Annotated in this window: 22 protein-coding genes and 1 tRNA gene; 7 read left to right on the forward strand and 16 right to left on the reverse strand. The window is 35.5% G+C overall.

The features are described from left to right. Positions 1–119: 119 nt before the first annotated feature. From AC1W31_RS12470 to AC1W31_RS12485, 4 genes are all read right to left on the reverse strand, one after another. A complete protein-coding gene (locus tag AC1W31_RS12470; protein WP_481734782.1) occupies positions 120–3,986 on the reverse strand; it encodes a hydantoinase B/oxoprolinase family protein in 3,867 nt (1,288 codons plus the stop codon). Positions 3,987–4,276: 290 nt separating this feature from the next. Then, positions 4,277–4,726 carry an N-acetyltransferase family protein gene (locus tag AC1W31_RS12475; RefSeq protein ID WP_481734783.1) on the reverse strand — a complete coding sequence of 150 codons (450 nt, stop codon included), beginning with the start codon at positions 4,724–4,726 and terminating at the stop codon, positions 4,277–4,279. A 3-nt stretch (positions 4,727–4,729) separates the two neighbouring features. Continuing rightward, entirely contained in the window at positions 4,730–4,951 is a 222-nt protein-coding gene (locus AC1W31_RS12480; RefSeq protein WP_481734784.1) for a hypothetical protein, read from the reverse strand. 256 nt (positions 4,952–5,207) lie between these two features. Continuing rightward, positions 5,208–6,227 carry an RluA family pseudouridine synthase gene (locus AC1W31_RS12485; protein WP_481734785.1) on the reverse strand — a complete coding sequence of 340 codons (1,020 nt, stop codon included), beginning with the start codon at positions 6,225–6,227 and terminating at the stop codon, positions 5,208–5,210. Positions 6,228–6,285: 58 nt separating this feature from the next. Between AC1W31_RS12485 and AC1W31_RS12490 the strand changes: the two genes are divergently transcribed. Next, a complete protein-coding gene (locus AC1W31_RS12490; RefSeq protein ID WP_481734786.1) occupies positions 6,286–7,170 on the forward strand; it encodes a 1-aminocyclopropane-1-carboxylate deaminase/D-cysteine desulfhydrase in 885 nt (294 codons plus the stop codon). 352 nt (positions 7,171–7,522) lie between these two features. On the opposite strand, the gene sufB is transcribed toward AC1W31_RS12490, so the two are convergent. Both sufB and AC1W31_RS12500 read right to left on the reverse strand, forming a co-directional pair. Beyond that, positions 7,523–8,998, reverse strand: a complete 1,476-nt coding sequence (sufB, locus tag AC1W31_RS12495; RefSeq protein ID WP_481734787.1) for a Fe-S cluster assembly protein SufB — start codon at positions 8,996–8,998, stop codon at positions 7,523–7,525. A 184-nt stretch (positions 8,999–9,182) separates the two neighbouring features. Beyond that, on the reverse strand, positions 9,183–9,653 hold the full coding sequence (locus tag AC1W31_RS12500; protein WP_481734788.1) for an Lrp/AsnC ligand binding domain-containing protein: 471 nt from the start codon (positions 9,651–9,653) through the stop codon (positions 9,183–9,185). Positions 9,654–10,582: 929 nt separating this feature from the next. Here AC1W31_RS12500 and hisG point away from each other — a divergent pair. From hisG to AC1W31_RS12530, 6 genes are all read left to right on the forward strand, one after another. Further along, complete coding sequence (gene hisG, locus AC1W31_RS12505; protein WP_481734789.1) at positions 10,583–11,446, forward strand: ATP phosphoribosyltransferase; 864 nt, start codon at positions 10,583–10,585, stop codon at positions 11,444–11,446. 67 nt (positions 11,447–11,513) lie between these two features. Next, entirely contained in the window at positions 11,514–12,773 is a 1,260-nt protein-coding gene (hisD, locus tag AC1W31_RS12510) for a histidinol dehydrogenase (RefSeq protein WP_481734790.1), read from the forward strand. A gap of 115 nt (positions 12,774–12,888) precedes the next feature. Beyond that, complete coding sequence (locus AC1W31_RS12515) at positions 12,889–13,509, forward strand: Uma2 family endonuclease (protein WP_481734791.1); 621 nt, start codon at positions 12,889–12,891, stop codon at positions 13,507–13,509. Positions 13,510–13,524: 15 nt separating this feature from the next. After that, on the forward strand, positions 13,525–14,658 hold the full coding sequence (gene hisC, locus AC1W31_RS12520) for a histidinol-phosphate transaminase (protein ID WP_481734792.1): 1,134 nt from the start codon (positions 13,525–13,527) through the stop codon (positions 14,656–14,658). 10 nt (positions 14,659–14,668) lie between these two features. Then, positions 14,669–15,196 (forward strand): hypothetical protein, encoded by a 528-nt coding sequence (locus tag AC1W31_RS12525; RefSeq protein WP_481734793.1) that lies wholly within the window; start codon positions 14,669–14,671, stop codon positions 15,194–15,196. 60 nt (positions 15,197–15,256) lie between these two features. Further along, positions 15,257–15,330: transfer RNA gene (locus AC1W31_RS12530), tRNA-Ala, on the forward strand. A 134-nt stretch (positions 15,331–15,464) separates the two neighbouring features. On the opposite strand, the gene AC1W31_RS12535 is transcribed toward AC1W31_RS12530, so the two are convergent. The 10 genes from AC1W31_RS12535 to dndC form a co-directional block, all read right to left on the reverse strand. Then, a complete protein-coding gene (locus tag AC1W31_RS12535; RefSeq protein ID WP_481734794.1) occupies positions 15,465–15,773 on the reverse strand; it encodes a hypothetical protein in 309 nt (102 codons plus the stop codon). 2 nt (positions 15,774–15,775) lie between these two features. Next, a complete protein-coding gene (locus AC1W31_RS12540; protein WP_481734795.1) occupies positions 15,776–16,201 on the reverse strand; it encodes a hypothetical protein in 426 nt (141 codons plus the stop codon). A 148-nt stretch (positions 16,202–16,349) separates the two neighbouring features. Next, a complete protein-coding gene (locus AC1W31_RS12545; RefSeq protein ID WP_481734796.1) occupies positions 16,350–16,535 on the reverse strand; it encodes a hypothetical protein in 186 nt (61 codons plus the stop codon). A gap of 65 nt (positions 16,536–16,600) precedes the next feature. Further along, positions 16,601–17,611, reverse strand: coding sequence for an AAA family ATPase (locus AC1W31_RS12550; RefSeq protein WP_481734797.1), 1,011 nt, complete (start codon positions 17,609–17,611; stop codon positions 16,601–16,603). Continuing rightward, the gene (locus AC1W31_RS12555; protein WP_481734798.1) at positions 17,595–17,906 is read right to left on the reverse strand and encodes a hypothetical protein; all 312 of its coding nucleotides are present in this window, start codon (positions 17,904–17,906) and stop codon (positions 17,595–17,597) included. The genes AC1W31_RS12550 and AC1W31_RS12555 overlap by 17 nt, the downstream gene beginning before the upstream one ends. After that, positions 17,903–18,238 (reverse strand): helix-turn-helix domain-containing protein, encoded by a 336-nt coding sequence (locus tag AC1W31_RS12560; protein WP_481734799.1) that lies wholly within the window; start codon positions 18,236–18,238, stop codon positions 17,903–17,905. The genes AC1W31_RS12555 and AC1W31_RS12560 overlap by 4 nt, the downstream gene beginning before the upstream one ends. 112 nt (positions 18,239–18,350) lie before the next feature. Beyond that, complete coding sequence (locus AC1W31_RS12565) at positions 18,351–19,466, reverse strand: hypothetical protein (protein ID WP_481734800.1); 1,116 nt, start codon at positions 19,464–19,466, stop codon at positions 18,351–18,353. 104 nt (positions 19,467–19,570) lie between these two features. Further along, a complete protein-coding gene (locus tag AC1W31_RS12570; protein ID WP_481734801.1) occupies positions 19,571–21,154 on the reverse strand; it encodes a DndE family protein in 1,584 nt (527 codons plus the stop codon). Between the two features lie 3 nt (positions 21,155–21,157). Then, complete coding sequence (gene dndD, locus AC1W31_RS12575; protein ID WP_481734802.1) at positions 21,158–23,218, reverse strand: DNA sulfur modification protein DndD; 2,061 nt, start codon at positions 23,216–23,218, stop codon at positions 21,158–21,160. Continuing rightward, on the reverse strand, positions 23,215–24,492 hold the full coding sequence (dndC, locus tag AC1W31_RS12580; RefSeq protein ID WP_481734803.1) for a DNA phosphorothioation system sulfurtransferase DndC: 1,278 nt from the start codon (positions 24,490–24,492) through the stop codon (positions 23,215–23,217). The genes dndD and dndC overlap by 4 nt, the downstream gene beginning before the upstream one ends. Between the last annotated feature and the right edge of the window lie 268 nt (positions 24,493–24,760).

A 24,760-nucleotide genomic window follows, 5' to 3' on the forward strand; every position in this document is an offset into this window, starting at 1 on the left:
AGTAAACCTTAGTTGACAGTTGGCAGTAAACAAACAGTTGTTCCTACGGGTTCAACGATCCCTGCATAGAACGTGAATGCTCCCCACCAAATATACTTAAAGCGATGATTGTCAATTGATTATTTTCCATTCTGCTTTCCAAAACCGCCACCACCGGGTGTCAAAATCGTTAAAATATCCCCTTTTTCGGCTGAAAATTCGGTTGAAGAAAAAGTTGTTCCATCCTTTTTTTGCAATAAATGTTTTCCAGTTTCACCGTTTTCACCCCCTTGCAATCCATAAGGCTGTTGTTCTTGATGTTGTCGGATTAATGAAACTTCGACATTTTCCAAAAATTCAACTTCCCGAATAATACCGTTTCCGCCCTTAAAAAGTCCTTTTCCCCCCGAATTCTCTCGAATTTCAAAACGATTCAAATATACGGGATAACGCAATTCCATTACCTCCGCATCCGTGATTCGGGTATTGGTCATGTGGGTATGAACGCCCGATGTTCCCGCAAAATTTTCCCCTGCCCCGCTTCCTCCGCAGATGGTTTCATAATAGCCAAATTTATCGTTTCCAAACAAAAAATTATTCATCGTTCCTTGCGAACACGCCACAATTCCGAAGGCTTTTAAAAGCGTATCAGTTAGTCTTTGACTCAATTCAACGTTTCCACCCACTACGGCAGGGCATTTTTGGGGGTCATCTAAGAAATCTGGATTCAGAATTGAATTAGGTGGAATTATCAGTTTTACGGCTTTCAAAATTCCATCATTCAACGGTATTTTTTCGTTTAATAATAATCTTAACACATAAACAACCACAGAATTTACGATTGAAATATTGGCGTTTAAGTTTCCATGGTGGGTTTTAGCACTGCCCGTAAAATCTATCATACACTCATCATCAGTAATTTGAACTTTAACTTTGAGTTTACTGATAGGTTGAAAATCTCTACTACTTGTATCATCCAAAAACTCTTCGGCTTCATAAATTCCTTTTCCAAATAGCTGCAAACGTTCCTTCATTTTTTGGGTGGAATAGGTTTTTAAACGATTCATGTAGAAATGAACTTTTGCTAAACCATGCAATTGAACTAAGTTTTGCAAAGCTAATTCTCCGTTTTTATTAGCAGCTAAAGCAGCGTTCAAATCTGCTAAATTTTCATCCAAAGAACGAGTTGGATAGCTGGAGGAGGTCAAAACATTCGTAATTTCTTCCCAACGAATTTCTCCGTTTTTAACCAAATACATCGGTGGAATTACCACGCCTTCTTCGGCTAAATTAGTAGCGTTTGGTGGCATTGAAGCGGGTCGAATACCGCCAATTTCGGAATGATGGCAACGATTAACTACGTATCCAATCAACTGGTTATCAGTAGAATACACCGAAGAAATCAAGGTTATATCGGGTAAGTGAGAGCCACCATATTTAGGATGATTGGTAATGATTACATCACCTTTTTCTATCTTGATATACTGCAAAACATTCCTTACACACACCCCCAAACTGCCCAAATGGACGGGAATATGCGGGGCGTTGGCAATCAATTCAGCCTCGACATCTAATAAAGCACAGGAAAAATCAAGTCGTTCTTTTACGTTTACTGAAAGAGCCGTTCTTTGCAGAAGCACGCCCATATTCTCAGCAATCGACATAAATCGGTTGGTAAAAAGTTCGAGTTCTGCGTGGATATTAGTGGAATTCTGTTCAATATTAAACAATTTTTCTTTCACGCTTGGTTTAACTTCATTTCGAGTTACTTTCGAAATCCGACCAGTTCCGTTTTCATCCAAGATAAATTCCCAATCCTTTTCAATAACGGTTGTACTAAACCTATCCAATAACAGCGCAAAACCTTCAATTTTTGCCCCTGATGTTAGATTTTCACGGATAAAAACGGGAATGGTTTTGAATTCATTTTCAACCAACGATTGGATGAAATGAGCTGGTTTTGGTTGATAGATTTCAATGGTTTCTAAAGGCTTATTTTCTATAATTTCATCCTCAAATACCTCACACCCAATCACTCGGATATTCTCAATCTCAATGGCTCGATTCTCAACCCAATGTCCAAAAATGGAAATATATTTTTCTTTAAATTTATCAATAACTTCCTCAAAATCAGACCATTCAAGTTCTAAACTTGAATCTTGTCCTTTGAAACGCAAGTAAAGAAAATGATTTTTGAATTCAATAGTTGAACTATTCACCCCATCATTTTCTAATTTTCGTAGCACCTCATTTTCTAATTTTTCAAAGTTTTGGGATAAGTTTTTGTTTAGCGACTCATCAAAAATTTTAAGGATTGAAGCCTCTGCAAATCGTTCAATTCGGGCTTTTGAAATGCCAAAAGCTGACAGAATTCCCGCATCTTTTGGTAAAAGAATGGTATTGATATTTAGTAAGTTAGCAATCCCACAAGCGTGTAAACCTCCTGCCCCTCCAAAAGCCACGAGGGCGTAATTGGTTGTATCGTACCCTTTTGCAATGGATATTTTACGGACAGTTTCCGCCATTTTTTCATTGGCAATGGCCCTAAATCCTTCTAAAATTGCTTCGATACTTAATTGGTTATCAGACAATTGCAATAGTTCCTGCAATTTAACTTTCGCTTTCTCTGGAAAAATGGGTATTGAAAATTGAGTAGCATCTAATCGTCCTAATAATAAATTCACATCGGTAATGGTGAGCGGCCCACCCGCTCCGTAACAAGCTGGGCCTGGCGTTGAACCCGCACTTTCAGGACCGACGGAAAGTTTATATCCATCAAAAGAACAGATAGAACCACCTCCCGCTGCAACTGTCTCAATGGCTAAGGAAGGACTAAAAATATGGGCATTGCCAATTTTTTGAGAGAATTGATATTCAAATTCACCGTCATAACGAGCCACATCCGTACTGGTTCCGCCCATATCAAATGCAATAAAATGCTGATAATTAGCTCGTTGCGCAATCACGGAAGCACCCACAACGCCTCCCGCTGGGCCAGAAAAAAGGCTATCTTTTGGATAAAAATCATCCGACCGAACCAAACTCCCCGCACTGGTCATCACTTGCAAAGACTGATTGGGTAATTTATCGGTAATGTTTTGAAGATAATTGGATATAATGGGCGATAAATAGGCATTTACCACCGTTGTTTCGGCTCGATTGACAAACTTGATTTGAGAGCTTAATTCGGTAGAGATATTGACGAATTTGAAATGTTTTGAAAATAATTCTTGTAGCAGTTTTTCATGGATATTGTTTCGATACGCATTTTTTAAACAAATGGCGATTGATTCGATACCTTGATTTTGAAGCATCTTTATTTTGCCAATAAGTTCAACGCAGGCAGTGTTTTGGACACTGCCTGCGTTATCCAAATTTATTGCTTTTATAACTTTTCCCTCAAAATCAATCTGCTCATCAATCTCCACAACCATATCGTGCAACGGTTTTGGACGAATAATATTCAAGGCAAAAATATCGGGACGAGCTTGATTTCCAATCACCAATAAATCTTTAAAGCCCTTCGTAACGACAAAAGCAGTTTTTGCTCCTTTCAATTCCAACAGCGCATTGGTGCCTTTGGTTGAGCCAATTCGCATCTCAATGGCGGGAAAATCTTCGTGTAAACTTGTTTCCGTAATGAGTCTCGCACCCAAAATAGGCGCTTCTTCATTGGCAGTTAAAGCAAAGCTAAATACTTGATGCTTAAATTTTTGCGGCAAATGTCTATCAATTTCAAGCACAGACTTTTCAACATCAAAACGTATTACTTTTGCGTTGAAAGTATCGCCCAAAATCAAAAAGAGATAATCTTTTAGAATATCTCTTTTCAAAAGCCAAGACTGTTTTATGTTAAATTTATTACCTGAAATATGTTCAACAACTTCACCTCTGATGGTACTATTTGAGAGAATTTTAGTTCGATATTCCGTTCCAACATTATCGGTCGCTATACAATCCGTGAAAGTCCCGCCCGTATCAATGGAAATTTGAAAAGATTTATTCATGTGGTATGATGGAACGCAGATAACGCAGATGCTTCGCAGCGCAGATTTAAGAGGATTTTTATTTGACTCTTCTACATTTGTTTAAAACTCACATTTATTAATTTAGGAAAATTGCAAGCATTAGAGTATCTATTTTGAGCGAACTACCTTCCCGAAAGTTTAGAACTTTCGGGAAGGTCTTGCAAGTCAATTATGGTACGTTTAAATTTACACTTTCCCCTGTAAAAAAATCCTCTTAAATAAATCTGCGTTGCGAAGCATCGGCGTCATCGGCGTTCCATTTATTAGTCTTAAAAATCAATATGCACGTTTACCCATTCTTCATCAAATCTGGCTCCGAATTTTTTGTAGAAATTTATGGCTGGTTCGTTCCAATCCAACACTTGCCACATTAAACCCGTACAAGCCGTTTGACGGGCTTTTTCGATGGTAGCATCCAACAATTTTTCACCCAAGCCTTTTCCACGCATGGTTTCAGACACGATTAAATCCTCTAAATAAAGCCGTTTGCCTTTCCAAGTGGAATAACGATAGTAATAAAGCGCCATCCCGACAATTTCTCCGTCAACTTCAGAAACAATCGTTCCGAAGCTTGGGCTTTCGCTAAAACCATCCAAATACATTTGGTCAACCGTGTTGGTTACTTGCTCAGGGGCATTTTCGTAAAGAGCCAATTCTTTAATCAGCTCAAACATGGCAGGAACATCCTGACGGATGGCATCACGAATAATTATCGACATTTCTTAAAAGTTATAAATTACTTCACCATTAAGACCCACAAAAAGTAAGTCTCTGCTTTCCAATTCTTTAATTACAATATGGGGATTAATTTCGATGTGTTTAATACCTTCATAATAGCCTATAATGTAATTTTTTAACGGTTTTGCCTTCTTCGGACGCATTTCTCGTTCTACGCCCCCCAGAAATTCTACAAAATCATCAAGATTTTTATCTGCAGTTTCCATTTGTTTTAAAGTTTAGAATTTAATTTGATTAAAATTTATATGCTATAAATCAAGTGGTTAGCACTAAACAGTTTATCAGAATAAATCTATTTTTTAACATTAATGGTTATTTATTTAAGGTGTTTAGGATTTAGCAAAGGTTTCTTCAACTTCCCGAAAGTTTAAAACTTTCGGGAAGTTCCCCATCGGATGTTTTGGGATAAAAATTATTCAAAAACATTATTAAACGGTGTATTAAAATTAATGCTTTATTTGTCTATTCATTGTTCACATACCCTTCCCACTTTTCAATCACATTTTGAATTTCAATTGGGAGTTCAGAATCGAAAAGCATAAATTCATTCGTTTTTGGATGAATAAAACCTAAAGATTTAGCATGAAGGGCTTGTCTTGGACACATTTTGAAGCAATTATTGACAAATTGTTCGTATTTTGAGAACAAAGTTCCTCGTAATGGTTTATTACCTCCGTAGGTTTCATCATTAAAAAGCGTGTTACCAATAAATTTCAAATGGACTCTAATTTGATGCGTTCTTCCTGTCTCTAAATTACATTGAATCAGCGAAACATACCTGATTTTTTTCAAAACTTTGTAATGCGTAACGGCTTCTTTCCCTTGCGAACCATCTGGAAAAACGGCCATAATTTTACGGTCTTTCAAACTTCTGCCGATATTTCCCTCAATGGTGCCTTCTTCAGATTTAGGTTCTCCCCAAACCAAAGCATTGTACATTCTTTCGATAGAGTGGTCGTAAAATTGTTTCGCCAAATGGGTCATGGCTTGGTCAGTTTTAGCAATTACCAAAAGCCCAGACGTGTCTTTATCAATGCGATGCACTAAACCAGGACGTATTTCTCCGTTGCGATGCGTTGGTAAATTTTGAAAATGATACACTAATGCATTCACCAAAGTCCCATCCCAATTGCCATGCGCAGGATGTACGACCATACCCGAAGGTTTATTGACGACCAATAATTCGTCATCTTCATAAACAATATCTAATGGAATATCTTGAGCAAGAATCTCGTGATCTCTGGGTGGTTCGGTCAATGAAACCGTCACAACATCCAAAGGTTTTACTTTATAACTCGCCTTAACGACTAAATCATTTACTTTTACCGAACCCGAATCTATTCCTTCTTGAATTTTTACTCTTGAGGCATTTTGTAATTTTGTCATCAAAAATTTATCGACTCTGAGCGTGCCTTGCCCTTTATCAACCACGATTCTGTGATGTTCATATAATTCCTCGTAATCTTCTTCTAAATCTTGCATATATTTGTGTTTATCAGCCGTTTTGCCAATATTAACACAAATTTAAAACATTCTTGCCATGATTCAATTACCTCCTTCTCCATTACAAAAAATTGAAGACCCCATATTGAAAGATTTCCCCGTCAATTTGTACCTTAAAAGAGATGATTTAATCCATCCAGAAATTACGGGCAATAAATGGCGAAAACTTAAATACAATCTAATCGAAGCCCGTGAAAAAGGATTTGATAGCTTAATGACCTTTGGAGGGGCATTTTCTAATCATATTTATGCTACGGCAGCAGCAGGAAAAGAATTTGGATTTAAAACTACGGGCATTATTCGGGGTGATGAATTAACCCCACTTTCCAACGAAATTTTGATGTATTCAAAAATCAATGGCATGGATTTAATTTTTCTTCCCCGATTAAATTATGGGTTCAAAGATAAAATTACGAGACAGTACAAAGATGATTTTTATGTAATTCCAGAAGGTGGTTCCAATGAATTTGCCATCAAAGGCGTGGTGGAAATGATGGATGAAATTTATGACGAAATAACGCCCGACTACGTCTGTGTGGCCGCAGGAACGGGTGGTACTTTGGCAGGCATTGTTTCGGGATTGAGGGGAGAAACGGAAGCACTTGGTTTTGCCGTACTGAAAGACAAAGGACTGATGTGGAATTTTGTTTCAAAATTGGTCACCAATGAGAAAGAATTTGACATTTCAAACGATTATATTTTTAATAATTACGGAAAAACAACGCCCGAATTAATTGATTTTATTATTCAATTTGAGCAACGAAATCCTACCATCAAATTAGAGCAAGTTTACACAGGAAAGATGATGTATGGCGTTTATGATATGATACAACGGGGCGAATTCAAAGAAAATTCAACCATTGTAGTCATTCACACGGGTGGCTTGCGGGGCCGTATGAAGGAATTAGGCGAAGTTTTTTAAAAGTTATTTTTATTTCAATGACTTCCATAACCGTAGAGGCGTATCGCATACGCCTAAATTGTCAGAATCTGGGCGCATGCGACGCCCCTACGATTTGACCATATTTATATCATCCACTAATTTGTTCTCCTTCATAAATCACCTAAAAAAATTAATAAGGGTAGATTTGTGATCTCCTTTAAAATAATCAAAACTGAATGTATTTTGTGGGAATGGCGGAAGACAAAGAAAGAGCAGCAATATTTTCTTCATGTACGTTTTTTTTTGGTTGTGCGAAAAAACACAAAAGAAATGGCTTCTATTTTCAGAGAATAGAAGCCATTTAATTATTTACTGAGCTAACTACTTAAAACTAACCCACTGAACCTTCCAAAGAAACCGCTAAAAGTTTTTGAGCTTCCACGGCAAACTCCATTGGCAATTGGTTTAACACTTCTTTTGCATATCCATTCACGATTAAAGCAACCGCTGCTTCCGTAGAAATTCCCCGTTGATTACAATAAAACAACTGGTCTTCCCCTATTTTCGAGGTCGTTGCTTCGTGTTCCACCGTTGCGGTTTTATTTTTAACTTCTATATACGGGAATGTATGAGCGCCACAACGGTCCCCCATCAAAAGTGAATCGCATTGCGAGAAATTACGGGCATTATCTGCTCGCTTCATCACTTCTACCAAACCTCTGTATGAATTATGTGATTTGCCCGCTGAAATACCTTTTGATACAATTCTTGATTTGGTGTTTTTACCAATATGAATCATTTTTGTACCCGTATCCGCTTGTTGCATATTATTTGTAACGGCCACTGAATAAAATTCTCCAATAGAATTATCACCTTTTAGGATCACTGATGGGTATTTCCAAGTAATAGCCGAACCCGTTTCTACTTGAGTCCAAGAGATTTTTGAATTTGCGCCATCACAAATACCACGCTTCGTTACAAAGTTATAAATACCCCCTTTCCCTTCTTTATTGCCAGGATACCAGTTTTGCACGGTTGAATATTTCACTTCTGCATCAGCGTGCGCAAAAATCTCAACAACGGCAGCATGAAGCTGATTTTCATCCCGTTGCGGAGCAGTACAACCTTCTAAATAACTCACATACGAACCTTCATCCGCTACGATTAGTGTTCTTTCAAACTGCCCCGTTCCCGAAGCATTTATCCTGAAATAAGTTGAAAGTTCCATCGGACAACGAACGCCTTTGGGAATGTAACAGAAAGAACCATCCGAGAAAACGGCTGCATTCAACGCCGCAAAAAAGTTGTCTTTTGCGGGAATAACAGAACCCATATATTTTTTAATCAATTCAGGATGTTCTTGAATTGCTTCCGAAATAGAACAAAATATGATTCCTCTTTTGGCCAAATCTGCTTTAAAAGTTGTGCCAACTGAAACGGAGTCAATCACGGCATCCACGGCAATTCCCGAAAGCTCCTCGCCATCTTTGACATTCAAAAGACGTTTTTGTTCTTTCAATGAAATCCCTAATTTCTCAAAAGTAGCTCGCAATTCTGGATCAATATCATCCATCGAATCCACCACTTTCGCTACTTTTGGGGCTGAGTAATATTTGATAGATTGATAATCAACGGGTGTATAATTAACATTTGCCCATTTAGGCTCTTTCATCTCCAACCACATCGCATAAGCATTCAAACGCAATTCCAACATCCATGCTGGCTCATTTTTCTTAGCCGACAGCTGTCTAATAACGCTTTCACTTAAACCCGCAGGAATTTCATCCGCTTCGAAATCGTTATGGAAACCGTATTTATACTCCGAGGAGGTTACTTCTTCTAAAATATCTATTTCTTCCTTTGCCATTTTATTGGTGTCGTAAATTAGTTATTGGTCACGACTAAATTAAGTCATTATCCTGTAAATTTAACCCTAAAATGATTACAAAAGTTCGCTTGTTTAGAATTTTTCTATTTTGGTATTTCGAAGTGAGCGATGAGCTTTGAGCAAAGCGTTTTACGGATTTGTAATTAGAGATACAACTCACCGCTCAAAGTTGTAACGGAATGGAACGGTTTAGCGATTCTTCTAAGGATATAAACGTTTCAGTTCTTTGTATTCCTTGCACTTTTTGAATTTTATCGTGTAGCACTTCCCTCAGATGTACCGTATCTCGACAAACTATTTTGGCAAAAATCGAATAAATTCCCGTTGTATAGTTTATGCTAACCACTTCAGGAATTTCGGTTAATTGCTTGGCTACTTCTTCATAAAGTGAACTTTTATCCAAATAGATCCCCAAGAAAGCCGAAATATCCCAACCCAATTTTGTGTGGTCAATCACTAATTGAGAACCTACCACAATACCCGCTTCCTCCATTTTGGTCATACGCACGTGAACAGTACCACCCGAAACATGAATTTTTTTTCCAATTTCCGTGTAAGGCATATTGGCATTTTGCATTAAAAGGCTCAATATTTTTAGGTCCACCTCATCAATTATTGCATTTTTATTCGTCATTATTTTTTTGTGCTGATTTTATCGTTTCAACTAACGAGAAATCTGTTAAACTGTAAAAAACGCTTGTTACAAGAAATATGATTAGCTTGACTTCGCTGCAAGTAGCTCATGTCTTCAAGAATAATGAAAAAACGTATTGAAAAAATGTCAAAACTAACCCTATTTACAAAACATTTATTGCATATATAACAACAAATATATTAAATTTTTAAAAATATCATAAATTTTAACATTTTTTTATCAAATATTTGCAATACAACGCTCAATATACTAATTTTGTCAGGTCGTAAAGGCAATCATACTGTAGGGTGATGAAATTTGGCAGACGTACCCTCCTGTCTCGGGGGTGGTGAACATGAAATAAAGTTAGTATAATGCCTATCGCAAGATAGACTGGGGTAGACCACCGGACTTTGTACTATATCTAATCACACCGTGGAGGTTCGAGTCCTTCTCCTACAGCCAATTATTTGAATATTTGAGAATAATATTGACAAAATGTCATTAATTAATTACCTTTATTCTCAAATTATCGAATTGACTACCTACTCAAAAAGTAGTCTTATTTGGTTTTTAGTTTGTTGATGAAGTGTAATTCAGAAAAGCAGTCTCGATGAGGTTGCTTTTTTTGTTTTTTATTGGTTTGATACAGAAAAGGCTTTGCAGTTTATATTGCAAAGCCTTTTCTTCAGTTATCTATTTCAAATAATTTAGTTAATTAAATTGGTATCCTTACCTTGACAAGACAAATTTTAGTGATTTAACGACAATTTACAGAAAAGCACCCAAAAGCTAAACTTGATTGAGTAATTTTGTTGTATGATAAAGTGTGATTGGGCATGGACGATTATTAATGCAATGATTATAAAAGTTTTTTGCCATTTTTAATCACAAATCTCCACTCACAAATCACCATTAAAAAATAAATCGTGAATAATACAATTTTAAGAATTGCGGTCCAAAAATCTGGACGCTTGAGTGATGATTCGCTCAACCTTTTTAAAGAGTGTGGCATTAAATTCGACAATGGAGCGGGTAAATTAAAAGCTACTTCGTCAAACTTTCCCGCAGAATTCTTGTTTCTTAGAGACGACGATATTCCAGGATACGTGGAAGATGGCGTGGCGGATATTGGCATTGTAGGACAAAACGTCCACGTGGAATCGCATAAAAATGTATCAGAAGTTAAACTTTTAGGCTTCTCAAAGTGTCGTTTATCCATTGCGATTCTTCGGGGTGAAACGTATAATTCTATCCAAGATTTAGAAGGAAAAGACATTGCCACTTCTTATCCCATTATTTTAGGGAATTTCTTAAAAGAGAACGGTGTAACGGCTCATATCCACGAAATTTCGGGTTCAGTTGAGATTGCGCCAAGCATTGGATTAGCCCACGCTGTTTGTGATATTGTGTCTTCGGGTGGTACACTTTTAAGTAATGGTTTGAAAGAAGTTGAAAAGATTTTCTTCTCTGAGGCTGTTATGATTGGTTGCCCAACGATGAACCAAGAAAAGCAAGACATTTTGAAGCAAATTTTATTCAGAATTGATGCCGTTCAACGAGCAAAGAATAATAAATACGTGGTGTTAAACACGAAAAACGAAAATATTGACGCTATTTCAAAACTATTACCGGGCATGAAAGCACCATCCGTTGTTCCTCTGGCACAATCGGGTTGGTCGGCGATGAGTTCGGTAATTAATGAAAATGATTTTTGGCAAAACATTGAAAAACTTCGTGAAGCGGGTGCTGAAGGGATTTTGGTGATGCCAATTGAGAAGATGATTTATTAAAATTGATGTTCGATTTTTGTTTCGGGGGCGTTCCGTTTCGATTTTCGGGAAATATTAGCAGGAAAAAATGAAAATTATAAAATACCCCCATAAATCAGCTTACAAAGCAATTCTTACTCGACCTACGCAAGACATTTCGGTGATTGAAGAGCGAGTTTTGCCCATTCTGAGAAAAGTAAAAGCCGAAGGAGATGCTGCCATCCGTGAATACGCCTTACAATTTGATAAGGTAACTTTAGATTCTTTGGAAGTTGCTGAAAGTGATATTCAACAAGCAGAAAATCAATTATCGGAAGACTTAAAAACTGCTATTAAACAAGCCTACGCTAATATTTACAAATTTCACGAAGCGCAAAAATCAGTGCCTGAAAAAATTGAAACGATGAATGGCGTGACGTGTTGGCGGAAATCGGTGGGCATTGACAAAGTTGGGTTATACGTTCCCGGCGGTACCGCACCCTTGTTTTCAACGGTTTTGATGTTAGGAATTCCCGCCAAAATTGCCGGTTGTCGTGAGGTTATTTTGTGCACGCCTTCCACACATCCAGCCATTTATTTTGCGGCTCAATTGTGCGGTATTTCCAAGATTTTTAGGGTTGGCGGTGCACAAGCCATTGCGGCCATGGCGTACGGAACGGAGAGTATTCCACAAGTTTATAAAATTTTTGGCCCGGGCAATCAATACGTTACGGCGGCAAAAATGTTGGTCAATAAAGAAGGCATTGCCATTGATATGCCAGCGGGACCTTCGGAAGTGGCCGTTTATGCCGATGATTCAGCCAATCCAATTTTTGTGGCGGCAGATTTATTGTCGCAAGCCGAACATGGCATTGACTCACAGGTTTTGTTGGTTTCTACTTCCGAAACGATGATTGAAGCGGTCAATCAAGAACTTAACAAACAAGTATCGGTTTTACCAAGAGCCGAATTTGCTTCGAAAGCACTCGAAAATTCGCAAGCGGTTTTGGTTGAGAATCAAGAGATTGCCTTAGAAATGTTGAATGAATATGCCGCTGAACATTTAATTTTGTCGATTGAAAATGCGGAAGAAGTTTCCGAAAAAATTTACAATGCTGGTTCTATTTTCTTAGGAAATTACACTCCAGAATCAGCGGGAGATTATGCCTCGGGAACGAATCATACTTTACCCACCAATGGTTACGCAAAAGCCTATTCGGGCGTGAGTTTGGATAGTTTTATCAAGAAAATTACGGTGCAACATATTACCCAAGTCGGTATTCAAAACATAGGAAAAACCATTATCCAAATGGCAACGGCGGAGTCTTTAGAAGCTCATGCCAATGCAGTTCGGGTGAGGCTTTTGTAACCCGATGATTCAGCATCGGCTAAAAAAAATATAATTCATTTTCAAAAACTTGGGGAACTTCCCGAAAGTTTAAAACTTTCGGGAAGTTATAGAAACTTAAAACTTAGTTAATCACATGGTACAAACGGCTGAATTACTTGAATCAATTCGTGGAAGACTTTTAACTGAGCCTTTTATTAGAATTCCTGCTTCTTTAGAGGAATATGAAAGTGTATGCTATGAAAGAGACTTGAAAATTGAATATCATCATGAAGAAATAATTGCCACTATGGGACGAGTAACACCTACACATTCGAGATTATCCTTTATAATAGGCGTAATTTTACATAATTTTTATGCAACTTTTGAAAATGAATTTGATATTTTAGAAAGTGGCGCTTGCGTCCATATTCCTAATCTTAAAAGCTATTATCAACCAGATATGACGGTAGTAAGTGGGGGAATAAAATTGAAAGAAGGAACAACCACCGAAATTTTAAACCCATATATTGTGGTTGAAGTTTTATCAAAGGCTACCCAAGATTTTGATATGAGTGAGAAATTGGTGAATTACAAAGCCATTGAAAGTATCAAACAAATTATTTTTGTTGCACAAGATAGACCTTGGATTTCTACTTATACCAGAACTCACGAACCGAATGTTTGGATAAATACAGATTACGATTCATTAGAAAATGTAGCAATCATTGACAATTTAACGGTCTCATTAACAGAGATTTACAAAAAGATATTTTAATATATTCGATTTTAGATGACCGATGTTCGAGGCTTATTACATCCCAAACCTCGAAAATCTAACCTCGAAAATCCAACCTCGAAAATTTTGGCTTCATTCAATTTACAAAACATCGTGCGTCAGCACATATTAAGTCTCGCACCTTATTCGTCGGCACGTGATGAATATACGGGTAAAGAAGGCATTTTTTTGGATGCCAACGAAAATCCTTTGGGTTCGGTTACGCCCGAAGATTGGAATCGCTACCCTGACCCGTATCAGTGGGAAATCAAAGAGAAAATTGCCCCGCTCAAAGGCTGTCGTCAATCCCAAATTTTCTTAGGAAATGGCTCCGATGAACCCATAGACTTGATTATTCGCTTGACTTGCGAACCCAAAGAGGATAATATTATCATTCTCCCTCCTACCTATGGGATGTACGAAGTGAGTGCTTCGGTGAATAATGTTGAGATTCAAAAAATACCACTAACCGCTGATTATCAATTAGATACCGAAAAAATAATCGCTTCCATTAATCCAAAAACAAAGTTAATTTTCATTTGTTCACCCAACAATCCGACGGGAAATTTGATTGATAGAAAAGCAATTTTGACTATCATTGAAAACTTCCAACAAGGTATTGTCATTATAGATGAAGCCTATAACGATTTTTCTGAAGAACCTTCCTTTATTCCTGAATTAGACAAATTCCCAAATGTCATGGTTTTACAGACTTTTTCTAAGGCTTGGGGATTGGCTTCTTTGCGTTTGGGTATGGCTTTTGGACAAGAAGAATTGATTACTTTATTGAATAAAATCAAATATCCGTATAATATTAACGGTCTGACACAGAAGGCTTTATTAGAAAGTATTGACAATATTGAATTTGTAACTGATTCGGTAAAAAGGCTAACTAAGAATCGAGACTTTGTGATTAGTGAACTGGAAAAATTGCCGATTGTGAAAAAAATTTTCCCTTCCGATGCTAATTTTTTATTGGTTAAATTTACTGAAGCAAAAAACATTTTTGATTTTCTTATTCAGCAAAAAGTAATTGTGAGAGACCGTTCTAAAGTAGTTTTATGCGATGAATCATTGAGAATTTCAATTGGAACTGAACAAGAGAACCGAATTCTATTGAATCTTTTGAAACAATACAAATCCTTATAATCATTAAAAAATGAAAAAATATTTCTTATTTATCCTGCTGACTATCAGTTATTTTTCATCGAAAGCACAAGAAAAAAATTGGGCCATTGGCGCAAAAATTGGCGACCCAGCCGGTTTCACTATTCGTAAATATTTAAGTAACGACAAGAATGCAATAGAAGTAAATGTAGGCGTTTACGGAGCGTTGTGGGGATTGAGGAGTAATTACAAATCGGGTTCTTTTGACGGTGCAGGCTTATCATTTAGTGGGTTATATTTATGGCACAATGAGATGTCAAGTCGTTTAAAGAATTATTATGGATTTGGGGTTCAAATTACTTCACGTTCTTATTATGAGGATAAAGTTGTAAATGGTTTGCCTTATAAAGATTTGAATCCTGTCACAGGATTGGGAGGTTTGGGACAGGCGGGTTTGGAATATTTTTTGCAAGGCTCTCCCATTTCGATTTTTGGTGAGGTTGGTGCTTACGTTGAATTGGTTCCTTCGGTTTTATATTTTCATCCACAAGGCGGAATTGGGGCAAGACTAAATTTTTAAGTTATTTTTCTATTCAGTTTTGCCGTTTAAGGCATTTTGCCTACTTTTGTACAACTAAAAGGGGGATTAGCTCAGTTGGCTAGAGTACTTGCCTGGCAGGCAAGGGGTCATCGGTTCGAATCCGATATTCTCCACAAAGTAAAAGCCTGATAATCAATTGATTGTCAGGCTTTTTTGTTGAATTTGGTTTTCGCTTGAAATCTCGGTTTAAACATAGTTTAAACATTTTATTAGTTTAAACCATAATAACAAAAAGAAATCACCCCCGTTAGGAAGTGATTTCTTTTTTTGTTTCTGCGAGTTTTTTCTGCTCTTCTTCCAATCTTATTCTCTCTGCTTCCATTTTTTCTTTATTTTCGTAAACCCAGAAACAAATACCAATTGTTGAAAATACTGCAACTATTCCCAAAATTATTTTCCAAAGTCCAGAAGAACTCTCTTTTGGTGGCTTATGATAATAGTTGTAATCTGGCTGAATCTGTGGACTCTGCAAAGAGAGTGAACTACTTGATGAACGTGGCAGACCTGACAAACCTTGTGTCATTTCTGCAAATGGATTTGATGTTACGGTGAACATGATTATTGTAGATTTACCGAATTGACCAATATCGTATAGACATCTTCAATCCTATTAACTGTTACTTGAACCGACTGACCGTTACTACTTTGAAAAGGTACGGTTTGACCTCTGTAATGGTTGAAAGCACTTTTTAAAAAATCATTCTCATAAAAATTTACCTTCGCTTCCAATTGTTGAATTTGCTTCTTTTGAATTTCTACTTTCGGAGCTAATTCGGAGGTGCTTTTAGGAGCTTGATTTTGTAGTGAGTGGCGACTGCCAATGACGGTATCAACATACTCACTCAATGTCATACCGATTTGTTGTGCTTCTTGTGCCAACTGAATTTTAGTTCCTGCTTCACATTTGAAGCCTAATGTTACTTTGTTTTGAGCAAATTGCAGTCCTTCCAACTGTAATGCTCTGCCAGTGCGTATTTCTTGCATAGTTTTAATGTTTGATTAAATTAATATTTTTTAGTGTAACTTATTGATTCAAAGTTACTTAGATTTCAATTACTGCTTTCAGGTTAATTGGGGTTAATGCTCGTTAATGCCAGTTAATGCGAGATTATTCTGAAAGATTCCTGATAAATTAATCAGGGGGTTCGCCTAAGTGGTCAATTATTAGACTCACTTGTTTAGGAGTCAGTATTCTGATTTTGACATCTATGACAAAATCAGGAATTGCCGATAACATTTTATTAAAAGTCTTCAAGCATACTTGATACTTTTGAGCTAATTGCGTGCGTGTCATGGTACTATATTTAATCGTTTGCATTTTTTTAAAAGTTTATGCCGTAACAAGCGTAACAGTTGTAACACGTGTTACGAGTGTTACGGCTGTTACAGATTATTTTTGTCAATTAATCGTTTAATCTTCATTTTATTCGTACCAAGCGTTTCCGCCATAGTTGCCATCGAAACGTCAGGATTCTCCGATTTCATGGTAGAAATCATCGTTTTCATTTCCTCATCGGCTTCTTTTTTTGGTTTCAAATGGTTGTGTTCGTAGTCAGTATTTAGGAACTCAAAACCCAAAAAATTATAGGGCTTTGACAAATCGCATACCCAAACTTCTTCCATCATAGCACAAGAGCGTGCTTTAAGTTGCTTAATGTAGCGAATGGACGTACCTTGATTACTCCGACCTATGCAAAAAACACTATCAGCAAAGTTTGCCAATTGGCGACTCCCTGCTAAATCATTGATAGACAATGGATTGGAGGGGTTTAAACGTTTAGGTGTATGAGCCAAAACCAATAATGATAAGCCAAATTGATTTTTGAGTTTGGTCAAATATTTCATTAATGGCAGTGCATTTTTGCTGCTTTCGTTGGACTCCATGCTCAAATAAGTGATATTATCTACAATCAAAATCTTTGAACCATATTGCTCAATACTTGCTTCAATTTCTGCAAATAATTGCTTTTCAAACTCCATAAAATCTGAGAAATTGGCGTTGATTTGGACTCTCAAAAAATGGTTGTCCCATTGATAATGATGTTCCCATTCCAAAGAATATCGCTTCTCAAATTGCTTGTCAGATAACTCAAAATCAAGGTATAAAACGTACTGTGCTGGTGCTTCTGAATGAAATACACCTACTCTAATCCCTCTGCTAATATTATCGGCAATCTGAACCGTTAAAATTGATTTACCCACGTTAGTATCTGAGAATAAAATAGCTACTTCGCCTTCAAACCATAACTCTCCGCATAGTTGTAATGGAATTGGCTGACTCTTTGCATTCTCTATACACTGATTGGCAGAGCGAACCAATAATAATCCCTCTTCAACTTCCTGTTGTTTCGGGATTGTATTTTGTCGAGTGATTGGCTTAAAGTCCATCTTCATATAAATTAAAAGGTTGATAGCATAGTAAACCTAATTCACGAAAACGGAGGTCAAGGTGTAAGCCTGAGAAATTTGCATCCATCTTTTTAAAAACCTTCAAACGGTTTTCAACCTCTTTCCATAAGTCTTGATACTCCAAGATTATAATCCCATTGTAGATTTCTGTGAGTGATTGGATTAACTTATTCTCTTTTTGAATATAGCCATCTTTGGCGTTGGGGGTTTGAGCATAAGATATTAACTGTTCCCTACGTTCACAGATAATTTGCTCTAATTGCATTTTGAGGATTGTCATCTCTTCATACCTCCTTTCATAGAAAAACCTTCTGATTCAATCTCTTTTTTGGTTTTCTTTTTGCTTTCTTCAATCCACGCCAACAAGTCCTTCTTAAAAAAGAGGAGTTGTTTCCCTACTTTGTTGAATGGAATTTGACGAGTGGATGTGAGTTGATAGACAGTGGACTTCGGCTTTTTTATGAAAGCTGCTGCTTCGTCTATGTTGATTGGTTGGTCGTCTAAAAATGACGATTTTGGGGTGTGTTCAGCAAGTGCATTACGAACTGAGATGTCGATTAATAACGCCAACTCGTTGGGCGTTACTAAGATAATTTTGGGATTTAGTTCCATGATATTTGTATCGTTCCATCTTTGTTTTTTTTAGTTATTTTGGAAACGATTTACAAATATTTGTCATGTTTATAGGTGTCGGGTAGGGTGTCGGGTAACCCGATATTTTTATTTATATAATATTTTCTATTTCTGAATTACATCTATCTATCTCAATATCAACGAGTTGAAAAATATCTTTCAATTCATTTTTTTCTAAAAAATCTCTAACAGTTTTTAAGTCTTTTAATAGTCCTTTTCCTATTTTCAAATTTGGAGCTTCTCTCAAATAAGTATAAATATTTGAATTTTTAATTTTTGAAATTTTTTTACCAGCCATCAATGCAATAAAACGAGCAACAACTGTTATATCAGTTCCTTGTTTATATCTTTGATTTATATAAGTTAAGAAGAAATGATGGAGCAACACTATTTGAGATTCTGTTAAAGATTCAAACCAACTATTATCATTAGAACTATATTCAATTGTATTCCCTTCTGAAATAGACAGATTATTTAGTTGCTCATATTTATCATCAAAATTTGGAAAAACTTTTGGAAAGACTTGTTCTTGATTCATCCAGTTAAGTATATAATGGGTATAAATCTCAAAAGCGTATTGACCAAAAATATTTTTCAGTATTATTTGAAGAAAAGGAAGTATCTTTTTAATATCCATAGTGAACCAAGAAAACCAAAATTTTACTAAATCCGATATTAAATTTGGATATTCTTTTTCTTCAATATTAAAAGCCTTAGCAAAATCAAAAATTAAAGGAATATCTTTTATGATTTGCCAATAAGAAGGGCTTTGTTCGTTTTTTATAGACTTAAAAAAACCAGAATTTGTGAGTTTTTTGAGAAAGCGTTGTTTTTCTTTTGAGACAATGTTTAAGAATGAAGGAGTATTCTCAACAAATTCAATAAATTTTGCAGAATCTTTTAAAAATATTGGTATTGTTTGACCGTAGTTTCTCTCTAAAAAAAGCCAAAGAGGGTCTTCATTATGTGTATAGTTTTTTATCCATCTAATCAATTCATTTAAAATCTCTTTTTCATTAGATGGATTCTTAGCAATTTGTGCTTGAACAGTCTCAAATTTTATCCCTATTCCTCGAAAAGCTATACCGTAAGTATCAATTGACAATAGCCATAGAACATCTATAACTCTTATTTTTTTGAAATCTTCTTTGGTGTTTAATACATAACTTGGTAATGGTTCTGGATGTGGTATGTCTAATTTTTCCATTTTAAATCTCTTTAAATTTGTTGGAGTTTATGATTTTTATATATAAAAAGGCAAAAGCCACTCAAATAAGTGGCTTTTGTTATGAGTGAAATTTAGAATACACCTTACAAATTTTTCCTCTGCCAGAACTGTGAAATTTCAATCAGTTGTGGCTCTTTCATGTTTATAATTGCTCGTTTTGGTTCTAAACTTTGAAGAGCTTTGGCTAAAATTGCTTCACTTCTTGGAGTACCTAAAAAGTATTTCGCTACGTTCATGTTTTTGTTCTGCACATTCAACAATATAGGCAATTTAACTTGTGATGCAAAATCAAAGCCTTGTTGCTTATAATCTTCCATTCCTTGGGAAATCATCATTATAGATACTCCTTTTGAACGAATTTCTCTCAACATTTTTTCAAGTATTTCTCGCATATTAACCGAACCTAAGAAGTTATGTGCTTCATCTATTACCACAACATAACGCATCGGCTTTATACCGTTTTCTTGTATCTGTACATCATTTGTATCTATAAATTCTGCAAAAATATAGTTTAAAATCATAAATACAATTGCCTGTCGTGCCATTTTTCCTAATGTTGAAGGAAGGCTCAAATAGACATTTTTATCACTAAGTTTCTCGGTGTTTTCTGCATCTTCAAATACTGTCATATTACTACCTGATAATTCATCCATAACAGACGTTAGGGTATCAAGAGAAATACGATTATCTTCATAATACTGTTTCAATTCTAAACGAACATCATTAATATTTGGATGTTTACCAGTACGCTTTGATTTTTCAAAACAGTCTCTCAAAACGGTCTCTAAATAATTACGTTGCTTAGCCCCCATTCGTTTATCAATCGCTAATACAGCATCACGGAACATCTTAATATGCCCGTCTCTTGCTCTCTCATTAGCAATATTGACATACGATAATGGATTGAACTTAAAGGCTTTTTCTTTAATATCAACGAATTCGCAATTTGTGGCATCCAAAAACGACTTTAATTGTCCCGACTGTCCTTCTCCTTTGTAATCAAAGAATATAAACTTTAATTCTCCATCGCTTTTCTGATTGATTTGATATAAAATATCTTTCATCAACTCAGTTTTCCCCGAACCTGCCATTCCTGCAATAGCGATATGTTGAGGGTCTAATTCATTTCTATCATTAAATCGGATTTTAACTGGACTCCCATCCGATAATAAATGCCCGATTTCTATTTCTATTAAACCCTCAAAGGCTTGAAGGTCTTTTTTGGTTGTATTACTTGTAACAAAAGAATCTGATATGAGTGTTAAACCATTCTTCACCAAACTCATTAAATAATCAACGTGAGCGTTTTTACCCCTATCTACATTCAGAACTTCTCTCGTCAAAACCTCAATACCGTGGTCGAGATGGAGTTTTATGAGTTTATAAAAGTCTTCATCTACTAAGTTTTGATTATAATGGTTTTCTAAAATAGCTTTATATATAGACCGATTCACCTTTGAATTAATACTCCCAAAAAGCGTATCTTCATCATACTCCTTTCCTTTATTATCAGAAAGTTCAAACTCAGCAACCTCAAAACGTTTATTTTGCTGAATACTTAAATTTATCCCAATTTGTGCAGGGGTATAATCGTATTTGAAGCCAAATTTTTCCTTCAATCGTTGGATATTGACTTTATTTATTTCGGTAGATTTTATCCGACTCATATTTTATTGTTCAAAGTATCCTTCAAGGATAACAGTTTTACGGTCTTGGTTTACTAAACGATAATATTTAGAAATATAATTTTCGATTTTAGGAATATCACGAGTCGTGATTTCTGTATTAGTCGAGAAAATCACAACTTGTTCTGAAAGTTCTGGATAATAATTTTCTAAAATATTATCACGGTGTTCGCTATCCAAACGTCCGAGAGGTGTATCAATGAATACTGGTAAATCATGGATTGACTCAGAGAAAATACCTTTCAACAAACATGAGATATATAATTGTTGCTGTCCTTTTGAGAGAGAGTCTTTGGGTATTTCTCGGTGCTGTTTATCATATAAATTTACTTCTAAACCATTGTTATTGGGGAGTATTTTAATATCAACTTCTCCAACTTCAATAGTGTGTAATAAACGATTCAACTCAATTTGAACTTTTTTACTCAGTTGAATACACTTCAAGTTTTTTTGTTTTGTTACAAAATCAGTGAGTGTACTTGTAAAAAGTTTCGTCTTCTCTATATATTTTTGGTTTGCCTTGGAGGTATTAATTTTATCTAACAAATTTTTAATCTGAATATCCAGAGTCTCATTTTTATTCTTTAAAATTTGCTTATTAGTCAAAATACTTCCTAATTTGACATCGAGTGATGAGAGTTCTTTTTCAGCTTCTGTTCTGTTTTTCTTAAATTCATTTGACAGTTCGTCTTGGGAATTCCGTTCAACAAGGGTTATTTCTTTTTGGTTATCACTAATTTCATTTTTAAGTCTGTTAAGTTCGCCAAAAACAATATCAAATGAATCCTTAGATGTTTGCTTAACTAAATTCAAAACATCCTTGAAATGTTCCCTATCTTGTTTTGTCATATCATGGTAAAACTCTAAATCAGATTCTTCAAAAGACTCTCCATAAATTTTACTAATCAACTGTTTTGCCTTGTCATAATAAAACTTCTTCTGCTCAAAATCAATGTCAGATACAGGATAAGGAGCTTTATTGAATAATTCTTCTGTAAATTCTTTCGTCTTGTCAAAAAAGTCGGAATTTCTAACTTCCTGAGTTTTCAATTCCTCTTCTTGTTTCAATTGTTCATGGACTTCTTCCAATTTTGTAGCTGTTATACAGAACGGAATTATGTATGAAAGTTCTTCAAATCGTTGCGATAATTCAATTAATTTATCCTGTAAATCTGACTCTTTTTTGCGTAATGAGGTTAAATCTATCAAATGACTTTTATCCCCTCTCCTTGCCAATTCAGTATTATACGAGGCTATATCAGCACGTAACCTTTCCTTAGACTCATCTATTTCATCTAATTGTCGCTCGTATTCCTCTAATTGGATATTATTTAACTTTTGAGAGTTTTCAGCCGTTTCTATTTGGAGTTTTATCTGTGGTGGTGCTTCAGAAGATACGAGTTTTGTATGGTATGTCTTGATGTCGCCTATCAAGTTCTCGTATGTGCTTAACCCTAAGACTTTGGCAAGAGTCTCATTCATTATATTGGCTTGGTCTTTCACACTCAAATTTACAATCTCGGCAATTTTTTCTGCATCAAAGAAAATAAATTTAGCTATGTCAATGGGAATAAGGTAATCATCAATAAAATTAACCTTATCCTCTTTATCAGAGAGCAAACCAAGAACGTCTCCATCAATAAGAATTTCAAAATTTTCTTCGCACGATGTGGAGTTATATGAACGTCTGACAGTTATCTCATGGACTCCTTGTTCAGACCGTTGAAATATCTCTGATAACTCTACTTCATGAAAAACGATTTCAATGTAGTAATTGTCTTTGCCTTCTTCTTTGGCTACCCAATTGATGTTTTTGTCTCTAAAAACGCTGTAATTACCTTTTACTTCTTTCTTAAAAACATCATCTATATTTGAGATTTTATCACCATATAAACACCAAACTAACCCAAGTAAGAAGGTCGTTTTACCATGTCCGTTTTTGCCTCCGACAAGAATAGTATTACGTTGTTCAGTAACACCAAGGTCTATTGAGATATTATCATAATACTGTCTAAAATTATAGAACTCAACTTGTTTTATTTTCATCTTTCTGTAACGGATTCTTTAATGGTATTTTCAATTATTTGTTGCATATTGAGTTTTTTGCTCATTAGCTTTTTATCCTTCTCAGCTTTGACAAGTGCTATCAAGGAATCTGGTTTGATACCATTTTGGTTACAAATTTTAACAAGTTCGTCTTGCTGTAATTGTTTAAGGGTGTCTTTCTTACTCATGGGAAAATTATTTTGTATTCCATAAACTTCGTAAAATACTTCATAAACATTGCGGTTAAAACCATCCATGTTCCAAATAATCTGTATTGCCTTTAACTCTTGTGTTGATATTAGCTTTTCGCCAGATGTTTGTTGAGCCTCTAATAATCTTTTCAACAAATATGTTCTTGTCTCAATATTGTAAGGTCCCTTACCTTGCCCACCATTCCGAAGTCGCATCATGCGATATTCATCTTTATCTCTATTTTCTACAAGCCAATCTCTCAAATCAAGCAAAGGTAGTAAATTTTCTTCACCGTTCTCTATTAATGACTCCATAGATTTATCCTTCTTTACAACAGTACATACCCAGCATCCAAATCTACTTTGACCACAAGACTGAGTTGATGAATCTATAACTAATGGACAATCTGCACTTGACCCATTTTTATATAAAGTTATCAAATCTCTATTTGAACCATTCCAAGGAGATGGAATTTGCAATAAATATTGCCAGAGTTCATTAATTTCTAAATGCTTTATTGGAGCATAGATATATGCTAAATCTAATTCAATATGCCGTCTTAATCTCTGATTTGCAATTTGGAATTTTTTGATACTCCTTTTTCTATTTGCACTTTCATCTTCCCTTGTACCTAATAAGATAATTACTTCTCCTTTTTGGCTTATCTGCTGTTTTATATATTTTGTAGTTGGATTTATCTTCAATCGTTCTGTACACCAACGAAATGAATTATTAGGTGTCGGATAACCTTTCCCAATTAAATTAACCCAAAACGAATCATCTAATTCTGGCGTTGTTTTAGCGACAATAATTGGCAATCCTTCTTTCTCTGCCTGAGACCTTATGCGTTCTAAATTTGTATCAATCCATTGAACAATTTTAGGATTTTCCACCAATGTATCATTACATACAACATGAACATCTTTTGTTAATTGTTCTTTGGGTAAATCTCGTAAAGCGTGCCACACAATTTGTAATAATGCTGTTGAGTCCTTACCTCCACTAAAACCAATAATCCAAGGCTTATCATCTAATAAATATTGGTCTTTTATTTCTTCTTTTATATATGCTATATTTAACATTCTGTGAGAGTTATTATGCCGTTTTCTTTATCTATGCCTAACGTTCCTTGTTCTATTTTAGTTTGAATAAAATATCGAGCTTGCACAAATGTAATACTATATTTAGACATTAAATTTTCAATTAAGTAACGTGTAAATAATAAGTTGGTCTAATTAATTTTCATAATATTGTATCTTCGTATTCAATACTGATTTTTAGTTATATGGAAATTACCCTCGAAGAACGCAATTATTTTAATCAATTAGATGAACGCCAACAACGCTTATA

The sequence above is a fragment of the Arcicella sp. genome, from assembly GCF_964672035.1.